General features: G+C 41.2%; 24 protein-coding genes. 4 read left to right on the forward strand and 20 right to left on the reverse strand.

The features are described 5' to 3' along the window. Positions 1-8: 8 nt before the first annotated feature. The 8 genes from murC to ETB99_RS08055 all read right to left on the reverse strand — a co-directional run bounded on the left by murC (position 9) and on the right by ETB99_RS08055 (position 8,237). Entirely contained in the window at positions 9-1,310 is a 1,302-nt protein-coding gene (gene murC, locus ETB99_RS08020; protein ID WP_077429263.1) for a UDP-N-acetylmuramate--L-alanine ligase, read from the reverse strand. Positions 1,311-1,470: 160 nt separating this feature from the next. Continuing rightward, complete coding sequence (locus ETB99_RS08025; protein WP_004888994.1) at positions 1,471-2,580, reverse strand: nicotinate phosphoribosyltransferase; 1,110 nt, start codon at positions 2,578-2,580, stop codon at positions 1,471-1,473. A 71-nt stretch (positions 2,581-2,651) separates the two neighbouring features. Continuing rightward, a complete protein-coding gene (locus ETB99_RS08030) occupies positions 2,652-4,817 on the reverse strand; it encodes a DNA translocase FtsK (RefSeq protein WP_171700358.1) in 2,166 nt (721 codons plus the stop codon). 73 nt (positions 4,818-4,890) lie between these two features. After that, positions 4,891-5,511 carry a YtpR family tRNA-binding protein gene (gene ytpR, locus ETB99_RS08035; RefSeq protein WP_171700359.1) on the reverse strand — a complete coding sequence of 207 codons (621 nt, stop codon included), beginning with the start codon at positions 5,509-5,511 and terminating at the stop codon, positions 4,891-4,893. Beyond that, positions 5,511-6,314, reverse strand: coding sequence for a DUF1444 domain-containing protein (locus tag ETB99_RS08040; protein ID WP_129000747.1), 804 nt, complete (start codon positions 6,312-6,314; stop codon positions 5,511-5,513). The genes ytpR and ETB99_RS08040 overlap by 1 nt, the downstream gene beginning before the upstream one ends. Next, positions 6,307-6,633, reverse strand: a complete 327-nt coding sequence (locus ETB99_RS08045) for a thioredoxin family protein (protein WP_226373800.1) — start codon at positions 6,631-6,633, stop codon at positions 6,307-6,309. Before ETB99_RS08045 ends, ETB99_RS08040 begins: the two co-directional genes overlap by 8 nt. Further along, positions 6,630-7,157 (reverse strand): DUF84 family protein, encoded by a 528-nt coding sequence (locus tag ETB99_RS08050; RefSeq protein WP_129000748.1) that lies wholly within the window; start codon positions 7,155-7,157, stop codon positions 6,630-6,632. The genes ETB99_RS08045 and ETB99_RS08050 overlap by 4 nt, the downstream gene beginning before the upstream one ends. 12 nt (positions 7,158-7,169) lie before the next feature. Then, complete coding sequence (locus ETB99_RS08055) at positions 7,170-8,237, reverse strand: M42 family metallopeptidase (RefSeq protein WP_077429258.1); 1,068 nt, start codon at positions 8,235-8,237, stop codon at positions 7,170-7,172. 106 nt (positions 8,238-8,343) lie between these two features. Between ETB99_RS08055 and ETB99_RS08060 the strand changes: the two genes are divergently transcribed. Next, entirely contained in the window at positions 8,344-8,640 is a 297-nt protein-coding gene (locus tag ETB99_RS08060) for a PepSY domain-containing protein (RefSeq protein ID WP_226373799.1), read from the forward strand. A gap of 23 nt (positions 8,641-8,663) precedes the next feature. On the opposite strand, the gene ETB99_RS08065 is transcribed toward ETB99_RS08060, so the two are convergent. Further along, positions 8,664-9,503: a YtnP family quorum-quenching lactonase gene (locus tag ETB99_RS08065; RefSeq protein WP_171700360.1), complete on the reverse strand. Its 840-nt coding sequence runs from the start codon at positions 9,501-9,503 to the stop codon at positions 8,664-8,666. A gap of 80 nt (positions 9,504-9,583) precedes the next feature. Then, entirely contained in the window at positions 9,584-10,234 is a 651-nt protein-coding gene (trmB, locus tag ETB99_RS08070) for a tRNA (guanosine(46)-N7)-methyltransferase TrmB (protein WP_129000750.1), read from the reverse strand. 72 nt (positions 10,235-10,306) lie between these two features. Between trmB and ETB99_RS08075 the strand changes: the two genes are divergently transcribed. Continuing rightward, a complete protein-coding gene (locus ETB99_RS08075) occupies positions 10,307-10,576 on the forward strand; it encodes a YtzH-like family protein (protein ID WP_064214285.1) in 270 nt (89 codons plus the stop codon). Here ETB99_RS08075 and ETB99_RS08080 read toward each other — a convergent pair. The 8 genes from ETB99_RS08080 to pepV form a co-directional block, all read right to left on the reverse strand. Next, positions 10,568-11,344, reverse strand: coding sequence for a phosphotransferase family protein (locus tag ETB99_RS08080; RefSeq protein ID WP_129000751.1), 777 nt, complete (start codon positions 11,342-11,344; stop codon positions 10,568-10,570). The genes ETB99_RS08075 and ETB99_RS08080 overlap by 9 nt on opposite strands. Positions 11,345-11,425: 81 nt before the next feature. Beyond that, positions 11,426-13,546 carry a type I pullulanase gene (pulA, locus tag ETB99_RS08085; protein ID WP_171700361.1) on the reverse strand — a complete coding sequence of 707 codons (2,121 nt, stop codon included), beginning with the start codon at positions 13,544-13,546 and terminating at the stop codon, positions 11,426-11,428. 209 nt (positions 13,547-13,755) lie between these two features. Then, complete coding sequence (locus ETB99_RS08090; RefSeq protein ID WP_077429252.1) at positions 13,756-14,712, reverse strand: glucanohydrolase; 957 nt, start codon at positions 14,710-14,712, stop codon at positions 13,756-13,758. A gap of 35 nt (positions 14,713-14,747) precedes the next feature. Continuing rightward, positions 14,748-15,419, reverse strand: a complete 672-nt coding sequence (locus ETB99_RS08095; protein ID WP_077429251.1) for an LrgB family protein — start codon at positions 15,417-15,419, stop codon at positions 14,748-14,750. Continuing rightward, on the reverse strand, positions 15,416-15,793 hold the full coding sequence (locus tag ETB99_RS08100) for a CidA/LrgA family protein (protein ID WP_004888980.1): 378 nt from the start codon (positions 15,791-15,793) through the stop codon (positions 15,416-15,418). Before ETB99_RS08100 ends, ETB99_RS08095 begins: the two co-directional genes overlap by 4 nt. A 22-nt stretch (positions 15,794-15,815) precedes the next feature. Then, entirely contained in the window at positions 15,816-16,346 is a 531-nt protein-coding gene (thpR, locus tag ETB99_RS08105; RefSeq protein WP_077429250.1) for an RNA 2',3'-cyclic phosphodiesterase, read from the reverse strand. A gap of 32 nt (positions 16,347-16,378) precedes the next feature. After that, positions 16,379-17,530 carry an MFS transporter gene (locus ETB99_RS08110; protein WP_171700362.1) on the reverse strand — a complete coding sequence of 384 codons (1,152 nt, stop codon included), beginning with the start codon at positions 17,528-17,530 and terminating at the stop codon, positions 16,379-16,381. An 86-nt stretch (positions 17,531-17,616) separates the two neighbouring features. After that, complete coding sequence (gene pepV / locus ETB99_RS08115; RefSeq protein WP_171700363.1) at positions 17,617-19,017, reverse strand: dipeptidase PepV; 1,401 nt, start codon at positions 19,015-19,017, stop codon at positions 17,617-17,619. 173 nt (positions 19,018-19,190) lie between these two features. Here pepV and ETB99_RS08120 point away from each other — a divergent pair, with 173 nt between their 5' ends. Next, on the forward strand, positions 19,191-19,412 hold the full coding sequence (locus ETB99_RS08120) for a DeoR family transcriptional regulator (protein ID WP_012574138.1): 222 nt from the start codon (positions 19,191-19,193) through the stop codon (positions 19,410-19,412). A 38-nt stretch (positions 19,413-19,450) separates the two neighbouring features. Here the strand turns inward: ETB99_RS08120 and ETB99_RS08125 are convergent, their stop codons facing one another. Further along, complete coding sequence (locus ETB99_RS08125) at positions 19,451-20,173, reverse strand: pseudouridine synthase (protein ID WP_171700364.1); 723 nt, start codon at positions 20,171-20,173, stop codon at positions 19,451-19,453. A gap of 106 nt (positions 20,174-20,279) precedes the next feature. Between ETB99_RS08125 and ETB99_RS08130 the strand changes: the two genes are divergently transcribed. Then, positions 20,280-20,528, forward strand: a complete 249-nt coding sequence (locus ETB99_RS08130) for a hypothetical protein (RefSeq protein ID WP_077429246.1) — start codon at positions 20,280-20,282, stop codon at positions 20,526-20,528. A 14-nt stretch (positions 20,529-20,542) separates the two neighbouring features. Here ETB99_RS08130 and ETB99_RS08135 read toward each other — a convergent pair whose 3' ends face one another. Continuing rightward, complete coding sequence (locus ETB99_RS08135; RefSeq protein ID WP_171700365.1) at positions 20,543-22,168, reverse strand: putative polysaccharide biosynthesis protein; 1,626 nt, start codon at positions 22,166-22,168, stop codon at positions 20,543-20,545. Positions 22,169-22,267 lie beyond the last annotated feature (99 nt).

Below are 22,267 nucleotides of genomic sequence, written 5' to 3' on the forward strand. Positions count from 1 at the left end.
CTTTTTGCTTATACGTGAACGGATTGTTCATATCTTTGTTGAAATTTTTGAATATCGCCTGCTCCCATAAAAATAAGCACAGCGTTATCATGTTGCTTTAATACATCGACTTGCTCCTCGTCTAAAAGCTTTGCCCCTTCGATTTTAGCACGCAAATCCTCGATAGATAATTTCCCTTGATGCTCACGAGCAGAGCCAAAAATATCGCACAAATATACCGCATCAGCTAACGATAAGCTTTCAGCAAATTCATGTAAAAATGTTTGTGTACGCGTGTATGTGTGCGGTTGAAAAATCGCAACAATTTGACGATCTGGATACTTTTGTCTTGCTGCTTCGATCGTTGCACGTATTTCAGTCGGATGATGCGCATAATCATCAATAAGCACTTGTGAACCAAACGTTTTCTCATGGAAGCGACGTTTCACGCCAGGAAACGTTTTTAATCGCTCTTGAATAATGCTTACATCGATCCCTTCATAATGGCAAAGCGCAATGACAGCAAGCGCATTAAGCACGTTATGATCGCCATATCGCGGAATATGGAAAGAAGCAAAAAACGTATGGCGCACAAATACATCAAACGATGTCCCTTCTGGTGTTTTCACAACATTTCGGGCTTGAAAATCGTTATCTTCACCGAACCCGTAAAAAACGACAGGAACTTTAGCTTGAATTTTTTGTAAATATTCATCATCCCCACAAGCAATAATTCCTTTTTTCACTTGCCACGCCATTTGTTGAAATGCTGAAAACACATCTTCAATATTTACAAAGTAATCTGGATGATCAAAATCAATATTTGTCATAATCGCATAATCAGGGGAATATGCTAAAAAATGACGGCGATATTCACACGCTTCAAATACAAAATACTTGCTCCCTTCTCTTCCTTTTCCAGAACCATCACCGATCAAATACGACGTCGGTTCTGCTCCCTGCATTACATGAGCAAGCAATCCTGTTGTTGATGTCTTCCCATGGGCGCCTGTCACAGCGATACTCGTAAATTTTTGTAAAAATTCACCTAAAAACTGATGGTAACGAATGACGGGTACACCGAGTTCACGAGCGGCTACAATTTCTTCATGTGTATCAGGAAAGGCGTTACCAGCAATCACAACCATATTTTTCTGAATATTTTGAGCACTAAATGGAAAAATCGGTATCCCACGTGCTTCTAAAGCTTCTTGCGTGAAAAACCGCTTATCATAGTCCGATCCTTGCACGACGCATTTCATATCATGTAATACTTGTGCGAGTGCGCTCATTCCAGTTCCTTTAATGCCGACAAAATGGTAAATAGTCATAAGAAAACCTCCACCAACTATCGTTGATCTATATCACAGTATATGACATAAATTCCGTTTTGCTATTTTCACGATATGTAACAAATTTCATTATACCATCGTTTGCCCACGATGATAAGAAAAACTGATAGAAGAACGTTCTTCTATCAGTTTTTCCGTGTTATTGAGGCGTATACTCCACTTTTTCAAGGCGCGGATTTGGACGATAACGCCGTCCTGCTTTCGCTTGATGTTTTCCATTTAACAATACATTATCTCCTGTAAAACCAATGTGCACTTTCAATAAACTACTTCCCACACCATACATATCAACTGGCACACCTTGTTTTTCAAACTCAATAATGCGCTGTTCATTAAATCCGCCACTAACAACGATTTTAACATGTTCAAATCCTTCGCGATCAAGCGCTTCGCGTAAAGCAAAAATAAGCGGTGGATTGACGCCACGTGGATCAAATGTGCCAAGCACTTCTGGATGGCGAATAAAATATTGATCGATCATCGTCCGAGACGTATCAACGCGAACAGCCTTTAGCTTATCGCCAAATTCACGAGCCACTTTCAGCGCATCTGTAATACAGTCATTGTTGTAATCAACAAGAACAATTAAATCATCATCTGGATATTTTGCATGATACGCTTTTGCTGCCGCAACAACGTCACCATCAAACAATTGAATGAGGGCATGCGGCATCGTCCCCATGCCTTGTTTTCCCCACCACTCGTTCATCGCATGGGTCGCTTGAGCGGTGGAACCACCAATAAACGCAGCGTATCCATCACCAGCTTGCATCATAAAATGATCATCCCGATCTCCCATAAAAATGACCGGCTTTTGTACACCAGATAATGCCGCCGCTTTAACTACATTGTATACGTTTGTTGCTACAGATGTTCGGCGCGCTAAAATTCCATCAATAATGCCTTCTAAATACCCAAAATTTTGATACGGCCCTGTAATCGTAAGCACCGTCTCAAACGGACTAATTTTGTCTCCATCTTTTAACGAGTAAATCTCTAATTTTTCTGGTTCATCTGCAAACGTATGCAACAAGGCGATCACTTCATCGGTGCCACATAAAACAGCATGTTCTTTTTGAAAAAATTGCATTGTGACGATATTATCCGGACGAAATTCTTTGACGATTTCACGCGTTTTTAAAAAATATACGGCTGAAAACCATCCGTCTCGCACACGCTCATCAAATTTAAACGTTTTATTTGTTAGCCGTTTAATTTTCCCTTGTAATTTCAACTCGATCTCTTTCATTTTTCTTTCCCCTTCAGCCATCGTTTTCACGTCTTTAGCATAGCACGTTTTCTATTTCACGACTACTCCGTCTAAATTGTATCTTGTAGTTGCTCAAGATCTGGCTCGTCAATTAGCACATCGCGTGGCTTGCTTCCTTTTGGTGCCGATACAATCCCGCGCTGCTCCATCATTTCAATTAAGCGCGCTGCCCGATTATAGCCGATACGAAAACGACGTTGCAAACTCGACGTCGAAGCACCACCTTGTTGAACAACAAACTCACATGCTTCATAAAAGAGCTCATCATCTTCCTCAGCTTGTACATGTTGTTGCAACAACTCATCGTGTTGAAATAAATAAGACGGTTCCATTTGTTGACGCACATGGGCAACGACGCGCTCAATTTCTTCATCCGATACAAAATTGCCTTGTAAGCGAATTGGTTTTGCTGTTCCGTTTTCTAAAAATAACATATCGCCTCGCCCAAGTAATTTTTCAGCACCGTTTATATCAATAATTGTACGTGAATCAATTTGTGACGATACAGAAAAGGCAATGCGCGTTGGGATATTTGCCTTAATTAAGCCGGTAATGACATCAACAGACGGTCGTTGTGTAGCAACAAGTAAGTGCATCCCACACGCCCGCGCTTTTTGGGCAATACGGCAAATGGCTTCCTCTACATCGGCTGGAGCAACCATCATTAAATCCGCAAGTTCATCAATGACAATAACGATATACGGTAAGTGTTGTTCTGGTTTTTGTGCTTTTCGTATTAACTCATTATAACGAACAATATCGCGCACCCCTGTATGTGCAAACAACTCATATCGCCGCTCCATTTCAGATACAGCCCATTTTAATGCTGCTGTTGCTGCTTTTGCATCTGTAATAACTGGGCTAACTAAATGTGGAATATGATTGTACGGTGCAAGTTCGACCATTTTCGGGTCGATCAATAATAACTTCACTTCGTGCGGTGTTGCTTTATATAACAAACTTACTAACATCGCATTCATGCAGACGCTTTTCCCTGATCCAGTTGCTCCCGCAATCAATCCGTGCGGCATCTTTTTTAAATCAGTAACAACTGGTCTCCCTGAAATATCTAATCCTAAGGCAACAGCTAACGGGGATTGTGATTGTTGGAACACCTCGCTTTGTAATACTTCACGAATGAAAACAGGGCGGCTTGAGCGATTAGGCACTTCGATTCCGATCGTGTTTTTCCCAGGAATAGGCGCTTCGATACGAATATCTACAGCCGCTAAATTTAATTTAATATCATCCGCTAAATTCGTAATTTTATTCACTTTTACTCCAAGTTCTGGTTGCACTTCAAAACGAGTCACCGTCGGACCTTGGGTCACGTGAACGACTGTTGCTCCAACATTGAAATTTTTAAACGTCTCATTTAACCGCTCTGTTTGCTCTTTTAGCCACGTTTCATCGCCCTCATGCTGAATCGCTGGAGCATGCAATAGCGATAACGGCGGAAACGTATAAGATCCCTGTTGCTGTCGCTCTTTCCATTTTTCTCGATCTTGTTTTAACATTATCACGTTATATGGCACACCGCTTCTCTTTCTCTCTCGTCCCTCGTTCGCCTGTTCAATTTTTTCTTCTCTACACTCCTGCTCTTTACTTTCTCCTACTTGTGTTTGCGTAACTTGTTCTTCACCAGCTTCCCTCTGCACTTCTTCTTGTTGCATTTCTTCTTTTTCATGAACAACATCTTTCTCTTCATGATGAATTGGCTCACTTGCTGGCATATGCACATGTTCGTTTGTTTCATCAACAAGCTGCTTTCCTACAGATTCATCTCTTTGTGTATGCGCATATTCGTTTGTTTCAGCTTCTTCAACGATCGGAAGTTCAAATTCAACAACCGCATCATGTTCTTTTTTTCCCTCAACACGCTCCATTCGCTTATAACCAAATATAGGCGATGGCACATCTGTCGGACGAAACGTGCGTGATTCGTTTACTGTGCGCTCTATGCGTGTTATTTTTTTCTCAGAGGAAACGGTTTGCGGTGATGAGCGCTTTTGTTCATATATTCGCTCTTTTTGTCTTTCTTTTGGTTCATCTGGAATTAATGGAAAGCGAAATTTCCCTTTCGGATATTCATAAACAACTTTTGCCTCCACATGTTTATGATCATTTTTTTGTACGGAAGGGGGGCGTTTGCGCGTTTCTTTTGCCTTATCATTTTCTCCAAATAAATAACGAAGTAATGCCTTAAACCAACCCATTTAATCCTCACTCTTTCTCTTGTACATTCGGTTTTATTTTACCACAAAAAAAAGCTGACTGCCGTGACGGAAGTCAGCTGAAAAATGGTTGACCTACTTCGTACTCATCATCTAAAACGAGAATCCCTTTCTCTTGTGGGGCGTTTGGCAAATCGAGTTCACGGGCAGAACAAATCATTCCGTAAGACTTCACCCCACGAAGTTCTGCCTCTTGAATGACTAGACCGCTTGGCATGACTGCTCCGACTTTTGCGACAACGACTTTTTGTCCTGCTTCTACGTTTGGAGCCCCGCATACAATTTGCAATGTTTCCGTACCAATGTCTACTTGACAAACACTTAATTTATCAGCATTCGGGTGCTTCTCCTTTTCTTTCACGTAACCGACAACAAATTTTGGTGAAAAATCAGCCTTTAATTGTTCATTCACACCATTTTTTTGCAATATGTCGTTAATCGTAGCGATTACTTGTTCGTTTAGTTCAACGACTCCATTTCCTTCAAATGTGCTATATGTAGATGCACGAAAAATATTGTAACCAACTGTTTCACTTGTTTGCTCATCATAAATGCGCACAACATCCCCTTTTTTCTCAAAAGCACGCACTTCAAAAGCACGCACTTGTGGATCAACAACTTTTAAAGTAATGAGTAACGTGTCGCCAATGCCTTCTCGATTGTAAAATACGTTCATCATTTCTCATCCTTTCGATGATTTTTTCCAAGAATAAAAATCGGTTGCAATTGCCCACCTTCATATAAAAATGAGAGCGCAGTAATCGGCACTCTACCGCTTGCAAAAAAGCTCATCGTTAACTGCGCAAGTACATCATAGCCGATTTCGTTTTCAATGTCAGCAATAATGAGCACATCTTGATGAGGAACTGCAAGCAGCATCGTTCCTTTTATTTTTTCAGCAAAGTTTTTCAAAAAAGCATCATTCAATATGCGGCTTGCATCATATCCATCATTTGTGTTTACGAAATAAAATGTATTTCCAGCGACATGATCTTCTTTTACTGTCGTAGGCAATGAACGAACGTTAAAACGGGCAATTTCTTTCAATTGTTGCACATTCCAACGCTCGGATTCAACTAAACGTTCATCAATGAGCCGATACGTTGTTCCTAAATCGAGCGCATAATAAATGCGCGTTTCTGCTGTATGATCGTCATAAATAAACGCAGCGCCTTCGTTCGTCGTTGTCGGGAATGAGGTAGAGCGAATAACCGGATATATATGTTTTTCTTTTCCATGTAACGGCGAATCATCATGTAATGCCGTTAACGTTTGTTCGACATAATAAACAATTTCGTCAATGGCACGCTCTTTCTCAACCTCCCATTTTGCGATAATAGGGGGTAACGAAATCGTCACCCCTTTTTTCGTGTCACGATGCTCAATGCGAAGTGTATCTTTTTTTCGATCCCATCGAAATTCCCATGGGTAGTGGGATAATCGTTGTTGAATATGCTCGCTTATTTGCTTACTATTCATCACGCTCACCTAAGCTTTGAATAAAAGCGACGATTTCTTCTTTCGTTTTCCGATCTTTGCTGACAAATCGCCCTTTCTCTTGGCCATTTTCATATGCAATAAAACTCGGAATGCCAAAAACGTTGTGCTCCGCAAACAAGTCGAGCAATTGATCGCGATCGACCGCATAAAACGTATAATCGGAAAATTGCGCTTCAATTTCTGGTAAAACCGGTTTGATGAATTGACAATCCCGGCACCAATCAGCTGTAAACATCATAATGACTTTCCCATGTTGAATCGCTTCGTTATATTGTTCGATCCGTTCAATCGTTTTCATTGATTTCTCCATCCTTTCTTTTGATGTTCGTATTGCCCTTTCAACATATGAACAATATGTGTATACATCGTTGTTCGGTCGATGGCTCCGTTCGTCAAAATGCCGATCGCTCCTTCATTTGAACGAACATCGCGACGATCGGCGTATTCGTCTATCACTTCAGCTAATTCTTTCCCAGTTTTTAATTGTTCACTAATTTCGGCAGGAAGCGGAATGCGCGCCCCTCCTGCCACAACGACAACGCCGTCCCGATCTACAAGCGCACCCCAATTACATAGCCAGACTGTTCCATTACGTGCAACAAATACGCCTCCTTCTAAACCTATTCCGATATGTGCTTGTTGTTCATGAACAGCTAACGTTGCACGCTCAATCGCACCTTGCAACGTTTCTTCATCGGAAAACGGCTGTTTTGACACGTTCGGCTGCACGTCACTCGCTATAATCGCATGATGCGCCTCATGAAATACAGCTTTTACCGCTTTTACTTTCGTGTTGTTTTTTGTTCCAACTGCAATTTTCATCGCTCAATCACCTTAACCGTTATGACGAATCGCATCGACTGTCGCACGGTCACATTGTTTTACAAGGGCGATTAATAACTGTTTTGCCGCTTCATAGTCATCCACATGAATGATAGAAGCATGTGTATGAATATAGCGTGCACAAATGCCAATGACAGCTGAAGGAACGCCGCTATTCGCGATATGCACTCTCCCCGCATCTGTTCCCCCACCTGGTGAAATAAAATATTGGTATGGAATATTGTTCGTTTCCGCTGTATCTAAAATAAATTCGCGCATGCCGCGATGAGTAATCATTGTACGATCATAAATGCGCACGAGCGCCCCTTTCCCAAGATGCCCGAACTCTTTTTCGTCTCCTGTCATGTCGTTCGCTGGGCTTGCATCTAGCGCAAAGAAAATATCTGGTTTAATCATCGTTGCTGCCGTTTGTGCACCGCGCAGTCCGACTTCTTCTTGAACCGTTGCTCCAGAATATAATACGTTCGGCAACGTTTCATCTTTTAATTCCTTTAACAACTCGATCGCCAAGCCACAACCGTAACGATTATCCCATGCTTTCGCCATAATTTTTTTCTCGTTTGCCATCGGTGTAAACGGACAAAGCGGTACAATTTGTTGCCCCGGACGGATGCCCATGCGCTCTGCATCGGTACGGTCATCTGCTCCAACATCAATAAGCATATTTTTCATATCCATCGGCTTTTTTCGTTGCTCTTCATCAAGCAGATGAGGCGGGATCGAGCCGATGACTCCAACAATCGGACCTTGATCTGTTATGATTTGTACACGTTGAGCGAGCAGTACTTGCCCCCACCAACCTCCAAGCGGTTGAAAGCGAATCATTCCTTGTTCTGTAATGGCAGTGACCATAAAACCCACTTCATCCATATGCCCTGCAACCATCACAACTGGACCATCTTCCGTTCCGCGCTTCACTCCAAAAATGCTCCCAAGCCGATCTTGCACAATTTCATCGGCATATTTTTGTAACTGTTCACGCATGAAGGCGCGCACCGCATGTTCATTTCCCGGTGCTCCCGGCAATTCCGTTAACGTTCGAAATAACTGCAAATCCATCGCTGTATCCCCTTTCTTTTCTCGCTATTTGTCATTGTAGCGAATTTTACATGTAGTTTCCACTCGAACAATTCGGTATACTAAAAGAAAAAGTGGAGGAATGCATATGCGCATGAAAACATTTCTTACCGGTATCGTTGTCGGTGCAACAGCAGCATACATATTTGACCAATGGCAACATAGACGTTTGATTTCATCTGAACAAGCGCTTCAAAAAGCGAAAGAAGCTTTTCAACAAACGGGTGACATTACAGGATCGTGGATTCAAACAACCGTTGAAATGATTGAAAAAAACGGGTTGCGCTATACTGTCTATCGAGGAGGAATCACTCGTCCAACCGATGCATATGAATGTCTCATTGATGCAAAAACAGGGACGATTATTGAAGCACGAAAATTGTAAAACCCAAGCAAAGCCGCTTGGGTTTATTGACGTTTAACGGATTCAACAATTTGAAACTCATCATTCCAACGAACAGCCCGATAGTACGCATCGTGATAAAATGTAAACCATGCGTTTTTTTCCATTCCATAGGCGAGCCATTTTTGCTTAGCAAAAATAGACGTCATCGGGTAATCATCGTATGCCATAACCCAAAGCGGATTTTGATGGGCGTGTGTCGGCATTAAGTCACCGAGATGAATGGCTGTTTCCCCTTCGGATGTGATCATAATGATCGCATGTCCGTCACTATGACCGCCTGTATGAATCATCGTTACCCCTGAAACGACTTCCAACTGTTCCGCAAACGTATCGACTTGATCAACAATGGCTTCCCAGTTTTCTTTCCAATACGTGTTGCGCGAGCGCATGTTTGGTTCTTTCATCTCCGCCCACTCTACCGCCGACGTAATAATGCGCGCACGTGGAAACGTTGGAACGAGCGTATCTCCTTCCCATGTTGTTAAACCGCTCGCATGATCAAAATGTAAATGTGTCATTAATACAACGTCAATGTCTTCAGGTGTTAAAGAAAGAAGCGCCAATTGCTCTATTAAAGAAGATTCTTCTGTTACCCCAAAGTTCCGCTTTTGTTTTTCATTCAGCTTTCCACGTCCAATACCCGATTCAATAAGTATGTTTTTCCCATCCACTTGCAATAAAATCGGATCCGTACGAAGTGGAATTTGATTTTGTTCGTTGCATGGGTATTTTTTCGTCCAAAGGGGCTTTGGTACAACACCAAACATCGCTCCCCCGTCTAAATGTGTAATTCCCCCATTCAACCACGTCATTGTTATTCGACCGATCGTTAAATTCCCCATCTTTTCTCCCCCTTGTCTTCTCTCATCATCCATTTTAACATTACGAAAATATTCAGAAAAGAAGAAAAACCTATGCCTGATTATGACATAGGTTCTCGATACTTCACTTCACAACGGTAAATCGGATTTCCTTTTTCTGAAAATTTTTGTTCATATTCAGTCATCACATTTCCTTCAAAATCACTTCGGTGAAGATCAAGGCTGACGTATTGAAGCACTAAACCGTATTGTGAAAAACTAACAAGGGAGTATTCAAACAACCCACGGTTATCCGTTTTAAAATGAATTTCTCCCTCATCCATTAAAATATTTTCATATAACTCCAAGAACGAGCGATACGTTAGACGTCGTTTCTCATGGCGCTTTTTCGGCCACGGATCGGAGAAGTTCAAATAAATACGCTCTACTTCTCCTTTAGCAAAAATATTCGTTAAGTCTTTTGCATTGACATTTAATAAGCGCAAATTTGGCAAATCGTTCTCGATCAATTTGTCGAGGGCGCATACAATGACGCTCTCATATAACTCAATTCCAATATAGTTAATGTGAGGATTCATTTTTGCCATTTCGGTAATAAAACGGCCTTTCCCTGTCCCAATTTCGATATGAATCGGATGACCGTTTGAAAACAATTCATGCCAACGTCCTTTATATTGCTCTGGTTGTGGAATAATGTATTGCGGATATGATGCAATTTTTTCTTTCGCCCAAGGCTTATTTCGTAAACGCACGTCTCATCCTCCGTTTCTTTGTATATAAAAAGATAAAAACGGCCATATTATAAAACGAATAGGGGGATGAACATGGCCATTAATCATGAACATCAATTAACTGTGTTAAAAGACATTTTATCGGAACATCACCTTGATCGTTCAGGAACCGTTTCAGAATGTGAACAAATTGAACGGCTCGCCAAATCATTGATGGCGAACGATGCTATCCACTCCGAACTCAAACAAACATTGTCTCATATTTACACATACAGTCAAAACGGTAAAAATGCAACCGATCTTTCTTTACACATCGATCAACACGAACAGCAACTTGCGAATTGGATGGATCAATTAACGTAGCACATGTTCAAGGAAATGCAACAGTCGTTGCATTTCCTTTTCATTATTCCGTCCTTTATGCCATGCAAGCAACGTAACCGTTTGAGCAATCGTATACCATTTCATACGTAGCTGCAATTGCTCATCGAACTTCTTACCATATTCTTCTAGCCAACTCACCCACTGCTCTCTTGGAATGTAAGCATATAACAACATTCCGATATCAATCGCCGGATCGGCAATCATTGCGCTATCCCAGTCAATTAAATACAATTGATCATCTTCTGTTAAAAGCCAGTTATTATGATTCATATCGCAATGACAAACGACATAATCCATACAATACACATCATCTACGTGTCGCTCTAAAAATGCCAATGCGTCCCGAACGGTCGGATGCGCCTTTAACTCAGCATATTCATTTTTCTTTACTTCCTCTAGCAAACGATGAGGTACTAAAGGTTTTTTACCAAGGCGCTCCATCATTCCCAACAATTCTTTCGAGTGATGAATTTTCCGAAGCAATTGAGCAACTTGTTTGCTAGTCATATCACTCGGCTTTAATTCACGCGCTTGTAAAAATTGTTGGGCGGTAATTACGTCTCCATTTTCCATTCGTTTCGTCCATACCAATTTTGGGACGATTCCTTCCGCTGATAAAACAGCTAAAAATGGTGAAGAATTGCGCTTTAAAAACAACTTCTTCCCATCGTACTCCGCAATATATGCATCCCCTGTCGCACCACCTGCCGGGGAAATTTCCCACTCCTTACCTAGTAACTGTTCCAAGTGAGCTCACCTTTCGACTTAGTCAAAATAAAAATTGCAATTGTCATCTTACTAGATTTTATCTTTCCCATCGTTTCCCCGTCAACATTCAATTAATACCCACGTCCCGATTCCATTAATTTCAATAAAGTGTTCGCACTTTTTCTCTACTTCTTCCCGATTTGAGCTGAAAACGACTTTCCATTTTCCTTCAGAAAGAGGTAATGTCGTTTTTTTCTCCTCATTATGATGAACGACAACAATTTGTTCCCATGGACCATACACACCCACATCGACAAGCTGATAGGCGATCACAGATGGATGGGTATCATAAAACTTGATATGACGCCGAACTTGATCGGCAGTAAAAAAACGAAGCGCAGCATGTTTTTTACGAAGCGCAATGAGAGCCGTTATCTCTCGAATATCTTCTTCCCATTCACTTTTCCGCTCCCAATCGATTCGATTCACTTCATCAGGAGCGTTATAGCTGTTTTCAATTCCTTGTTTCGTTCGATAAAACTCTTGACCGCTATGCAAAAATGGAATACCTTGGGATAATAAAACGATCGCGGTCGCTAGCTTTTGGCGCTTCCGACGAATATATTCGCTCTCATGCGCATTAGCAATCATCATTTTATCCCATAATGTATGGTTATCGTGACATTCGACATAATTGACACTTTGCCTTGGCGAAAAAAATAGATGGATGCTTCCTCGAATAACTTCCATTACCGCTTCCTTATATGAACAATCACCTAACGCAAATCCTCGATCGTGGACTTGAAACGTACTTCCTTTTACATAATCCCGAAATCGATCGTTAAAATAAGCAATACGAGGCGTATGTTTCGCGTTTGCAATCGTTGTCTTTTTTTCTTGAGGTAATGGAGTAGCTAACTCCCATCCCTCTCCAAGAACAAGAACAGTCGGATCAATTGCATCGATAGCTCGGCGAACGTCATTCATCATGTCGACATCTAAAATGCCCATTAAATCGAAACGAAATCCATCGACACCATATTCACTTAGCCAATACGTCACCGAATCAACGATAAATTTTCGTACCATTTTCCGCTCAGATGCTAAATCATTCCCAACTCCTGTTCCATTCGATGGATAACCGTTTGATTCGTATCGGAAATAATAACCCGGTACAAGCTGTTCAAACGATGATGTTTCTCGAATATATACGTGATTATAGACGACGTCTAAAATGACGCGAATGCCTTCTTGTTGAAACGCACGAATCGCCTGCTTTAACTCGATGATACGTGCATATGGATCGGTTGGATCCGTCGCATAACTTCCTTCTGGAGCGTTGTAATGAACCGTGTTATATCCCCAGTTGTATTCAAATGGCTCGAGCTCATCCACTCCTTCGAAATCTTGCACAGGCATAAGTTGAACATGTGTCACACCGAGCTGTTTTACGTACGAAAGACCCGTCACCTTTCCGTTTGGTCCTAATGTATCCTGCTCCGCTAAACCGAGATATTTCCCTTTATGTTCCACGCCACTTTTAGGATGGATCGTAAAATCACGAACATGCATTTCATAAATGATCGCATCCGTCATAGAAATAAACGGAGGCATCGTTGTTTTTTTTATGTTTGTCTTCGAAAGGTCAACAACAACACCGTATGTGCCGTTAACTGAAACTGCTTTTGCATAAGGATCCACTGCTTCTCGCCAAACAAAATTGATATATGTCTGATACGTATACAAAAAATATTCCATGTTTTCATAAACGGTATAAGTCCATACTCCTTTTTGTTCGCGCACCATGGCATAAGTTGTTTCTTCTTTCGTCTTCGGATGAATAAGCTTTAATAACACCTTTGTTGCCGTCGGCGCCCACACTTTAAACGTCGTTTTTTCCGGTTTGTACGTTGCACCAAGATCATTTCCGTCATATGCGTATAAATCGTCAAACGCTTTTGTTCGCATCACCGCCCCTACCAGTAAAGGTGTTTGCCATCCTTCTTCTGTATAAACGACATATCGTTTCCCTAATGGAACGATAAAAGGGACGAGACACTCATATTTTGTAAATGAGTGTTGTTTCTCACTTGAACGAACTGTTAAACGGTATGCTGTTTGTTCTTCATCGCATAAAAAAAATATTGGTGCACGTTCTTGAACAACATCGTTCGGTACCAAAATAGTAATTAACGTCAACTCATCTAAATAGGCTTCAAACGAGTGTTGTTTTGTCATCATTATCGGTCACCAACTTCCAGTTTTGAAGTCAATTATTTTTGTTGTAAAATGAACTCAATAAAAAAGAGGGGGAAAATCATGCATTCATGTATTTCATGTAGCGTTCCATTTCCGCTTTTACCATCTGGTTACTTACTTATTATGCAAGAAGAACAAAAAAAGTATTTATCCTTACCATAATTATAAAAAATCGAAAAAGAGGCTACGCTTCATTCGTCAGCCTCTTCTATTTCTTCAATAACGAGCGGATCGTAATAGCGTGCATCACAATATGTGAGCAATGATTGCGCCGCCTTCAGTTGCGTATGTTTCAATGGCATCGTCAACTGTCTGAGTGACATAAACCATGTCTCATAATGACGGCGATCGACGATATCAAGATCGCTCGGTGCGTAGCGATAATCAATATACCCTTCTCGATTAATCAACACTTTTTTGATCGGCATATCGACGGAAAATTGCTTATAAATCGTTTGAACAACTTTTTCCGTTCGATGAAGCGAAATCATCGGATTGACGATTTTTCTCTCCACATCATCGACAATCTCCGTCCAAAAACGTTCAGCTGAGCCAACAATAATGTTATTTTTCCGTTCTTCCGTAAACGCAACGCACCACGTCGTTGTTGGACTAATCAAAATCGTATTAAGCTCGACAGGAGCTTTTTTCAATAAAAATACAGGCTTGTACATACATAAGTATGTATCTGGAAAACGTTGCAAAAAATATTTTAAATATACGTCATAATAATATTTCGGATCAATAACGGATTCTTCCGTTAACGTCGAGCTCGCCCAACGAATTTGCAGTTGAAACAGCTTTTCTAAAAATAATATTTTCAATTCTTCAATCGTTCTTGGTTCGGACGGAATAGAAAACATAAAGTCTTCCTCTTCTTGCGACTGTTCATTTTCATCCGTCACATCTTTTACTTTTTTCCGTTTCCATATGCGCTTAATCTTATCAAAAAGTGACGGTTCCTCTTCAAGCCATTTCCATGACTCATGTACATGCGACTCCACTTGTGGCACCAATTGACCCGTCTCCCATGCATGCTTCATTCGTTCCCATTGCTTCTTTTTTAAACGAATAAACTCGCTCGGATAATGATAAATATCTAGCTCGTAGCGCGAAATATAGTCTTGAAGCTTAATGAGCTGTCCCACGCCTTAACCTCCAGCAATCAATTGTTACTTTCATTCTACAACAAAAGCAACAACGGGCAAAGAAGAGAAGCGAAAATTGCACTTAATGTCATCGCTACCGAGCTAATCGCTGCTTCTTTTTTACCAATTTCAAGCGCTTTTGCAGTACCGATGCCGTGTGAAGCCGCCCCTAGTCCGCTCCCGACCCCTAAAGCTGTGGTCAGACGCAAGCGTTGAAAAATAGTCGGTCCAAACATGGCACCAAAAATCCCTGCAACCATGACATATACCGCTGCAAGCGTCGGTATACCGTCAATCAACTTTGCAATATCCATCGCAACAGGCGAAGTAACCGATTTCGGAATAATCGAGCGAACAACTCGTTCTGGTAAATGAAAAAGACGCGCTAATAATAAACCGCTACCCATTCCAATGATCGTCCCGAAAAATGTACTACATAACAACGGCCATAAAAACTGTTTTAACGTATGCCGATGTTGGTAAAGCGGCAAAGCTAGCGCGACAACGGCTGGTCCAAGCAAATGAACAAGCCATTTTCCTCCGCTCATATATTGTTCATACGACAAATGAAAAAGCGATAACGTGATGATGATGACTACTGTGCTCGTAGCGATTGGCACAAGCAAAGGAAAATAAAAGCGAGCATACAATTTGCGCATCGCCATATACACGACAATCGTCCACAAAAGCATAATTGCGCCGATCATGCTCCTTTCACCTCATGCATTCGCTTTTGTTCACGTGTTTGTGCCCATTGACCGATGAAACCAGCAAACAACATGACGATCATTGTGCTCACGATGACAACGAAAATAGACCATATCCCTTTCCCTAAAAAAAGTTCAACATAATCAATGATGCCAACAGTTGCCGGAATAAACAAAAGTGTTAAATGAGACAAAAGCATGTTAGCACCACGGGAAATCCACTCTTCCTTCACCATTCCGGTCATTAACAATAAAAATAGCAACAACATCCCTATCATACTACCTGGAATAGGGATGTGTAGCAGTTGCTGAATAATTGAACCAAAAATATACAGCATATACAATACCCCGATTTGAATGACCGTAATCCCCATTTTTTCTCCCCCTGTTATTGAATTATGAAAGAGGAAAACGCATCAACGGCTTATATTTCGGCGTTTGATCCATATGTGTTTCGTATAGCACAACGTCGTGTACGAAAAAGCGAATGTCCTCTCCTTCAATCTTTCTCGGATATGTTTCAAGTGAGAACGGAAACGATCCGTTCCATTTTTTCGCCAACGTAATATGTGGCGTGAACGGTCGAGCATCAAGAGAAAAACCTATCTGCCGGCAAACGTCATACACATCTTGACGAAGGGAAAACAAACGGGACTCTTCTTTTACGCCATACCATAAAATACGAGAACCAAACGAATAAACTTCGCTCAGCTGTAACGAAAATGACTGATGTTTTCGAACTACTTTTGGCATATACTCTGCAATTTGTTTCCGCTCTTCTTCCGTTGCCCTCCCTAAAAATGCAAGTGTAATATGATAATCTTCTTCATGAACGAACAAACGAAATGGCGCTTTCCATTCAGATATAAAGCTATGCAACTGCTTTTTTACTTCATTTGGCAAAGGTATTGCCAAAAAGTAATGCATATATCGTCCCACCTTTAATTTTCTAAATTTTATCAAAATTCATGTAGTTTTCGCAACGCCTTTTTTGACTGCCAAGCAAAAATGATCATTCCTCCAAATGTCAACAATCCAAAAAATAAATATACATGCTCGATTGTCCAACGTTCTAAAATATATCCACCTACAAATGTACAAAACCAACTACCCAGTCCATTTCCAACCGTGGCATAAAGCGATACAGCCGTCGTACGCACGTGTGCAGGGGTAATGTCACGCACATATTGAAGGGCAGCTGGGATAAACAAACCGACAGACGCCCCTTGTACAATTGTCGTGGCATACACGATCATTAAAGGTGGTTCAAAAAAATAAAACAACCAACGGGCACAAGACAAAGCTGTCGCAACGAATAACACATTCATCATCCCAAACTTTCGGACGACGCCGTCAGCAAATTTCATAAACGGCGCTTCACTTCCCGCCGCTAATAAAAAAGCAAGTCCTACCCCTGTAAGCGTTCCACCTAAATCAGTAATCAAAATGCCGAAATAAAAATTATTAGCATAAACGGGACCGAAAACAAGAAACGTCGTTAACAAAAATAAAAGAAACCGAGGAATATGAATTAACTCTTTCATTCCTTCTCGGATGTTCACTTTTGCACTTGACTGTTCTCGCGGCAACTTCCATGCAAGCACGCCCGAAATAATGAGCAAAGCAACGAAAATGTAAAAAATAAAACGAAGATCGAACCACTCAGCTACTTGCCCAGCAACTGGAACAGCAGCAGCAAATCCAAGCGCACCCCAAAGACGGATCGATCCATATCGTTCATTCGCCTTTTGTACATAATGAAGCGTAATACTGTCAGACAATGGAACGATACCACTTTGCGTGACTGCAAGCAGTGCGGCAATCACAAGCAACCATGCATATGAATGAACGAACGAATACATAAAACCAAAAAAAGCTGTACCTAATAAAGATACGATTAACACTTGAACTGGCTTACGCGTATAATCGCTTATCATTCCCCAAATTGGCTGGATAAAAATCATAACGATCGGACTAATCGACATAATCATCCCGATTTCCGTTCCCGATAATCCGACTTCATCTTTTAAATACACAGATAATAATGGAAAAAGCGAGCCGAAACTAAAAAACTGCAAAAAGTAAAATATGCGAAAAATACGTGTATACACAAAAAATCCCCCATATCAATATAAAATGACGAAAAGTACCGTCATGATCGACGGCACTTTTCATTATAACATATTTTTGGAAATTGTCATTTTGCTAATTCATAAATCGCTTGGGCGTAAATGGCTGTTGCTTTAAGTAAATCATCGATAAACATATACTCATCTTTTTGGTGCGCAACATCTGGGCGATTTGGGAATAACGGACCAAACGCTACCCCTGCTTGTAAAGAACGCGCATATGTCCCCCCACCGATCGCAAGCAATGATGCTCGTTCTCCCATCTGTTCTTCATAAACGCGTTGCAACGTTTGAACGAGCGGATGGTCTTTTGCTACATAGTGGGGTGAAGAGTTAGAAAAGTTTGTTAACGTAAAGTGATGACCGTTTGCGACTCGCTCGATCACTTCTTTCGTATGGGCAATGTCGCTCGTCACAGGGTAACGTAAATTGATACCCATCTTCCCACCATGCTCACGCGTATATGAAAGAACACCGACATTGATCGTTAAATCTCCTAATTCCTCATTTGTATGTGCAACCCCTAATTGCTTTCCGCGCGTATCTCCATAAAAGTATTGAGAAACGAAACGAACAAATTCGTTTGCTTGTGGATCGAGTGTTTCATCTGCTAAAAATTTTGCAAGCCATAGTCCTGCATTCACTCCGTTGTTTGGTTCCATCCCATGCACAGAAACACCGCGAACACATAACTTCATCGTTTCGCCATCTACATACGCCTCACCTTCAAGTGTGTGTACTTGTAAAAATTTGATAAAACGCTCTTTCATATCGTTTCCGTTCGTTAACTGCAAAACAGCCTCTGCAAAATCAGGAACCATATTGTATCGACGACCGGCTTGAAATGAAAGAAGAACTGCATCCATTTGTTGATTCATTGGTTGTTGAATAAGATCAAAATCGGCAATGCCTTTTTCAGCATAAATAATCGGAAAGTCGGCATCTGGGGCAAATCCGAGCGTCGGCATTGGCTCGGTTTGAAAATATCGTTCGACGCATTGCCAATCGCTTTCTTCATCTGTTCCAATAATCATGCGCACGCGTTTAGATAATGGTAATCCAAGCTCTTTTACAATTTTCATTGCATAAAAGGCAGCAATCGTCGGCCCTTTATCATCTAATGCACCACGTGCGTAAATTTTCCCATCTACAATCGTTGCCCCAAACGGATCAAACGTCCATCCGTCACCAGCGGGAACAACGTCAACATGACATAAAATACCAACCATCTCTTCTCCATGACCCATTTCAATATGTCCAGCCAACCCATCAACGTTTTTCACAACAAATCCTTCTTCTTCCCCACGTTTCAACATGTAACAAAGTGCTTCATAAACTTCTTTTCCTAGCGGGGCTTCTTCTGTTGCTGTTTGTTCATTGCGTACACTTGGAATACGCAAAAATGTTTGTAAATCTTGCAAAAGTGCTTTTTCTCGCTTCTTCACTTCTTCCATCCAGTTCATATTCATCGTCACTTTCACCTTTCCTCAAGAAAAATATGGTATTAATTGTGTAAATATTGTGTAAAATTCAGCAAATTTATAGCATTTTTCGTATGTTTTCGTGTAAAATAAATAGTGAGACATCTAGTTTTTCATCTTTGTTGTACCATGCGAATGATGTGACGATAGGGAGTGATCATTTGAAACCATCTACCGATCGCATGCTAACCCGTATTAAGTCCGTCTACATGTTCATTAATGAGAGAGGGACAGTGACAACGCAAGAGCTCGTGGACGAATTCGGCATTACTCCACGAACGATTCAGCGGGATTTAAACGTGTTAGCATACAACGACTTAATTCACAGCCCTAGCAAAGGTAAATGGACAACAACTAAAAAAAGAGTGAAGATGTCGTCATAACGAAATGGATATAGACGGAACCTGAGCGATGCAGGTTCCTATTTTTTGTCTTCTCCTTTTAATAAAGCAATTTCTTCATCTGTCAATTCACGGTACTCTCCCGGTTCTAACGTTTCATCAAGCGGGATTGGCCCCATTTGTATGCGCTTTAAGTAAATGACACGTTTACCGACCGCTTGAAACATTCGTTTAATTTGATGAAACTTTCCTTCTGTAATTGTAATTCGTACGTCTGAACGCAAACCCGAGCGGATGACCACAAGCTCTGCCGGCTTTGTTTCGTATCCATCATCGAGCACAACACCACGTTGAAATGCGACAACATCATCTTCAGTCACTTCCCCATCAATAATTGCTTCATATATCTTCGGCACATGTTTTTTCGGCGACAGTAGCTGATGGGCAAGTTGTCCATCATTCGTTAACAGCAATAACCCTTCCGTATCTTTGTCAAGCCGTCCGACAGGAAATGGATCAAATATGCGATCTTCCTCTTCTAGCAAATCAACAACTGTCTCTTCGACCGCATCTTCTGTTGCTGAAATGACCCCTTTTGGCTTGTTCATCATTAAATAAATGAACGGTTTATACTCCACTTCTTCTCCCCACACAGTAACAACTTGTGCTTTTGGATCGACATGCGTTTTCGCATCTTTTATCGTCATCCCATCGACTTTAACGACGCCTGCTTTTAATAGCTTTTTCACTTCCTTTCTCGTTCCGTATCCCATATTTGCCAACAGTTTATCGATTCGCAGCACTAAAATCCCTCCAAATGTTTTTCGTTTTTAGGCATCCGTCCATACACGTATGGTAATTGTCACATATACTGCCTACGTAACGATCAAAGCGAAAGGAGTTTTCCGAATGGATGAACGCCAACAACAACAGCAAATGCCTGGTATGCCTTATTACGGAGGCACTCCGTTTATGCCGGGATTCCCTGGAACACCAACATTCCCAGGAACACCTGGATTTCCAAGCGGCTCTCTTGAGCGTCGCGTCGACCGTCTTGAACGCATCACCGAGCGACAACAACAACAAATTAACAATTTAAATCGACGCCTTCAACGCGTTGAGCGTCAACTTGGATTCCCGTTTAGCAGCGATTTTTAATAGAAAGAAGAAGGCTACGATACGGCCTTCTTTTCTTTTTTTCGCAAAAATGAAAACCTGTTTCCAAATAACATATACAACAAGTTTGAACGCTCACTTAAATAAAAATAAACAGCCGCTCCAATGAATCCACCGAACGCAACGATCGCGACCGATTGGATCATGCTACCATTGTAATGAAAGAAACGATCCATAAGCTTTACAATTGGCCAAACGACTGCGCACATCATTGTCGTCAAAATCCCCATAAACAATACACGCTTGGCAACAAAATGATACCGATAATTTGTATAACGATGAATAACCCATAAGTTTAACCCGACCGATAAAGCGTATCCAATCGTCGTTGCCAAAATAGCTCCCACCGTTTCAAAAGAAACGATAAACATATAGTTAAAAAGCAATTTGAACAACAACCCAATACATAAACTAATAACGGTAAATTTTTGTTTATTGATTCCTTGTAAAATGGCAGCCGTCACAGAAAATAATGCAAAGAAAATAGCTGTCGGTGCATATGCGCGCAACACTTCTGTTCCGAGTGGATCATAGCTATAAAACGCAGCATATACGTATTCAGATAAAAGAGCCATGCCAATAACTGCAGGCAACGTAATAAACATGACGACTTGAAACGTATCGTTTAAATATTTGCGTAACCGCTTGCTTTCCCCTTGCACGTAAGCTTTCGTAATGGTGGGAATAAGCGTTAAGCTAAACGACGTTGCTAACGTGACCGGAATAATGACGAGTTTTTGCGCCCATACGTTAAAAATACCGTATGCGTCCTCAGAAATCGCACCGAGCCCGATACTTGCCATCGCTTTATTAAACGTAAATTGGTCAATCAATTGATATAATGGCATCGCTAATCCAACAAAAGCAAAAGGCGCAGCATAGGCGATCAATTCTTTATACATTTCTGTTAATGACATATGGATCGTGCCACGATCTTGTTTTAATAGTTCATCTAAAAACGATTTCCGCTTAAACCAATACATAAATAAAACAGCTAGTCCACCAACGGCACCGATAAATGCTGCAAACGTCGCCACTTGAATAGCCGTCACAAGTGAGCCATCGAAAATGCGCAGCACGATGTAGCTACCCGCAAGCAAAAAGACGATGCGTACAAGTTGTTCAACAACTTGCGACAACGCTGTCGGCCCCATTGACTCATACCCTTGAAAAAAACCACGAATTAAACTCATCATCGGCACAAGCAATAAAGCGAAACTGACTGCCCGAATGACAGAAGTGACATCAGCAATGGAATTGCCATGTCCGTCATCATTGACAACGAACGGTGCTAATAGCGGTGCACTCATATATAAAATGAGCCAAGCGAGAAATCCGGTAATCACCATTAACGTAACGCCTGAACGAAACAATTTTCGCCCGATCGCATATTCCCCAAGTGCATTGTATTTCGAGACAAACTTTGATACCGCAAGCGGCACCCCCATCGTTGCAATACTAATAAACAACGTATATGGAACGTAACCGTACGAATAAAGCGCTCCCCCTTGTTTCCCAACAAGTTGATAAAACGGGAAGACATATATAAGACCTAATATGCGCGATAAAAACACGCCTCCCGTTAAAATAAATGTGCCTCTTAACAACTTTGATGATGACATATTATCCCTTCCTTAACGGATTCATTGCTTCACTTATTTTAGCACACTTTTTTCTTTTTCATAAAATCATTATAATCATAACAGAAAGGGCGTGAAAGT

The sequence above is a fragment of the Anoxybacillus sp. CHMUD genome (assembly GCF_013096965.1).
GTDB lineage: Bacteria > Bacillota > Bacilli > Bacillales > Anoxybacillaceae > Anoxybacillus > Anoxybacillus kestanbolensis_A.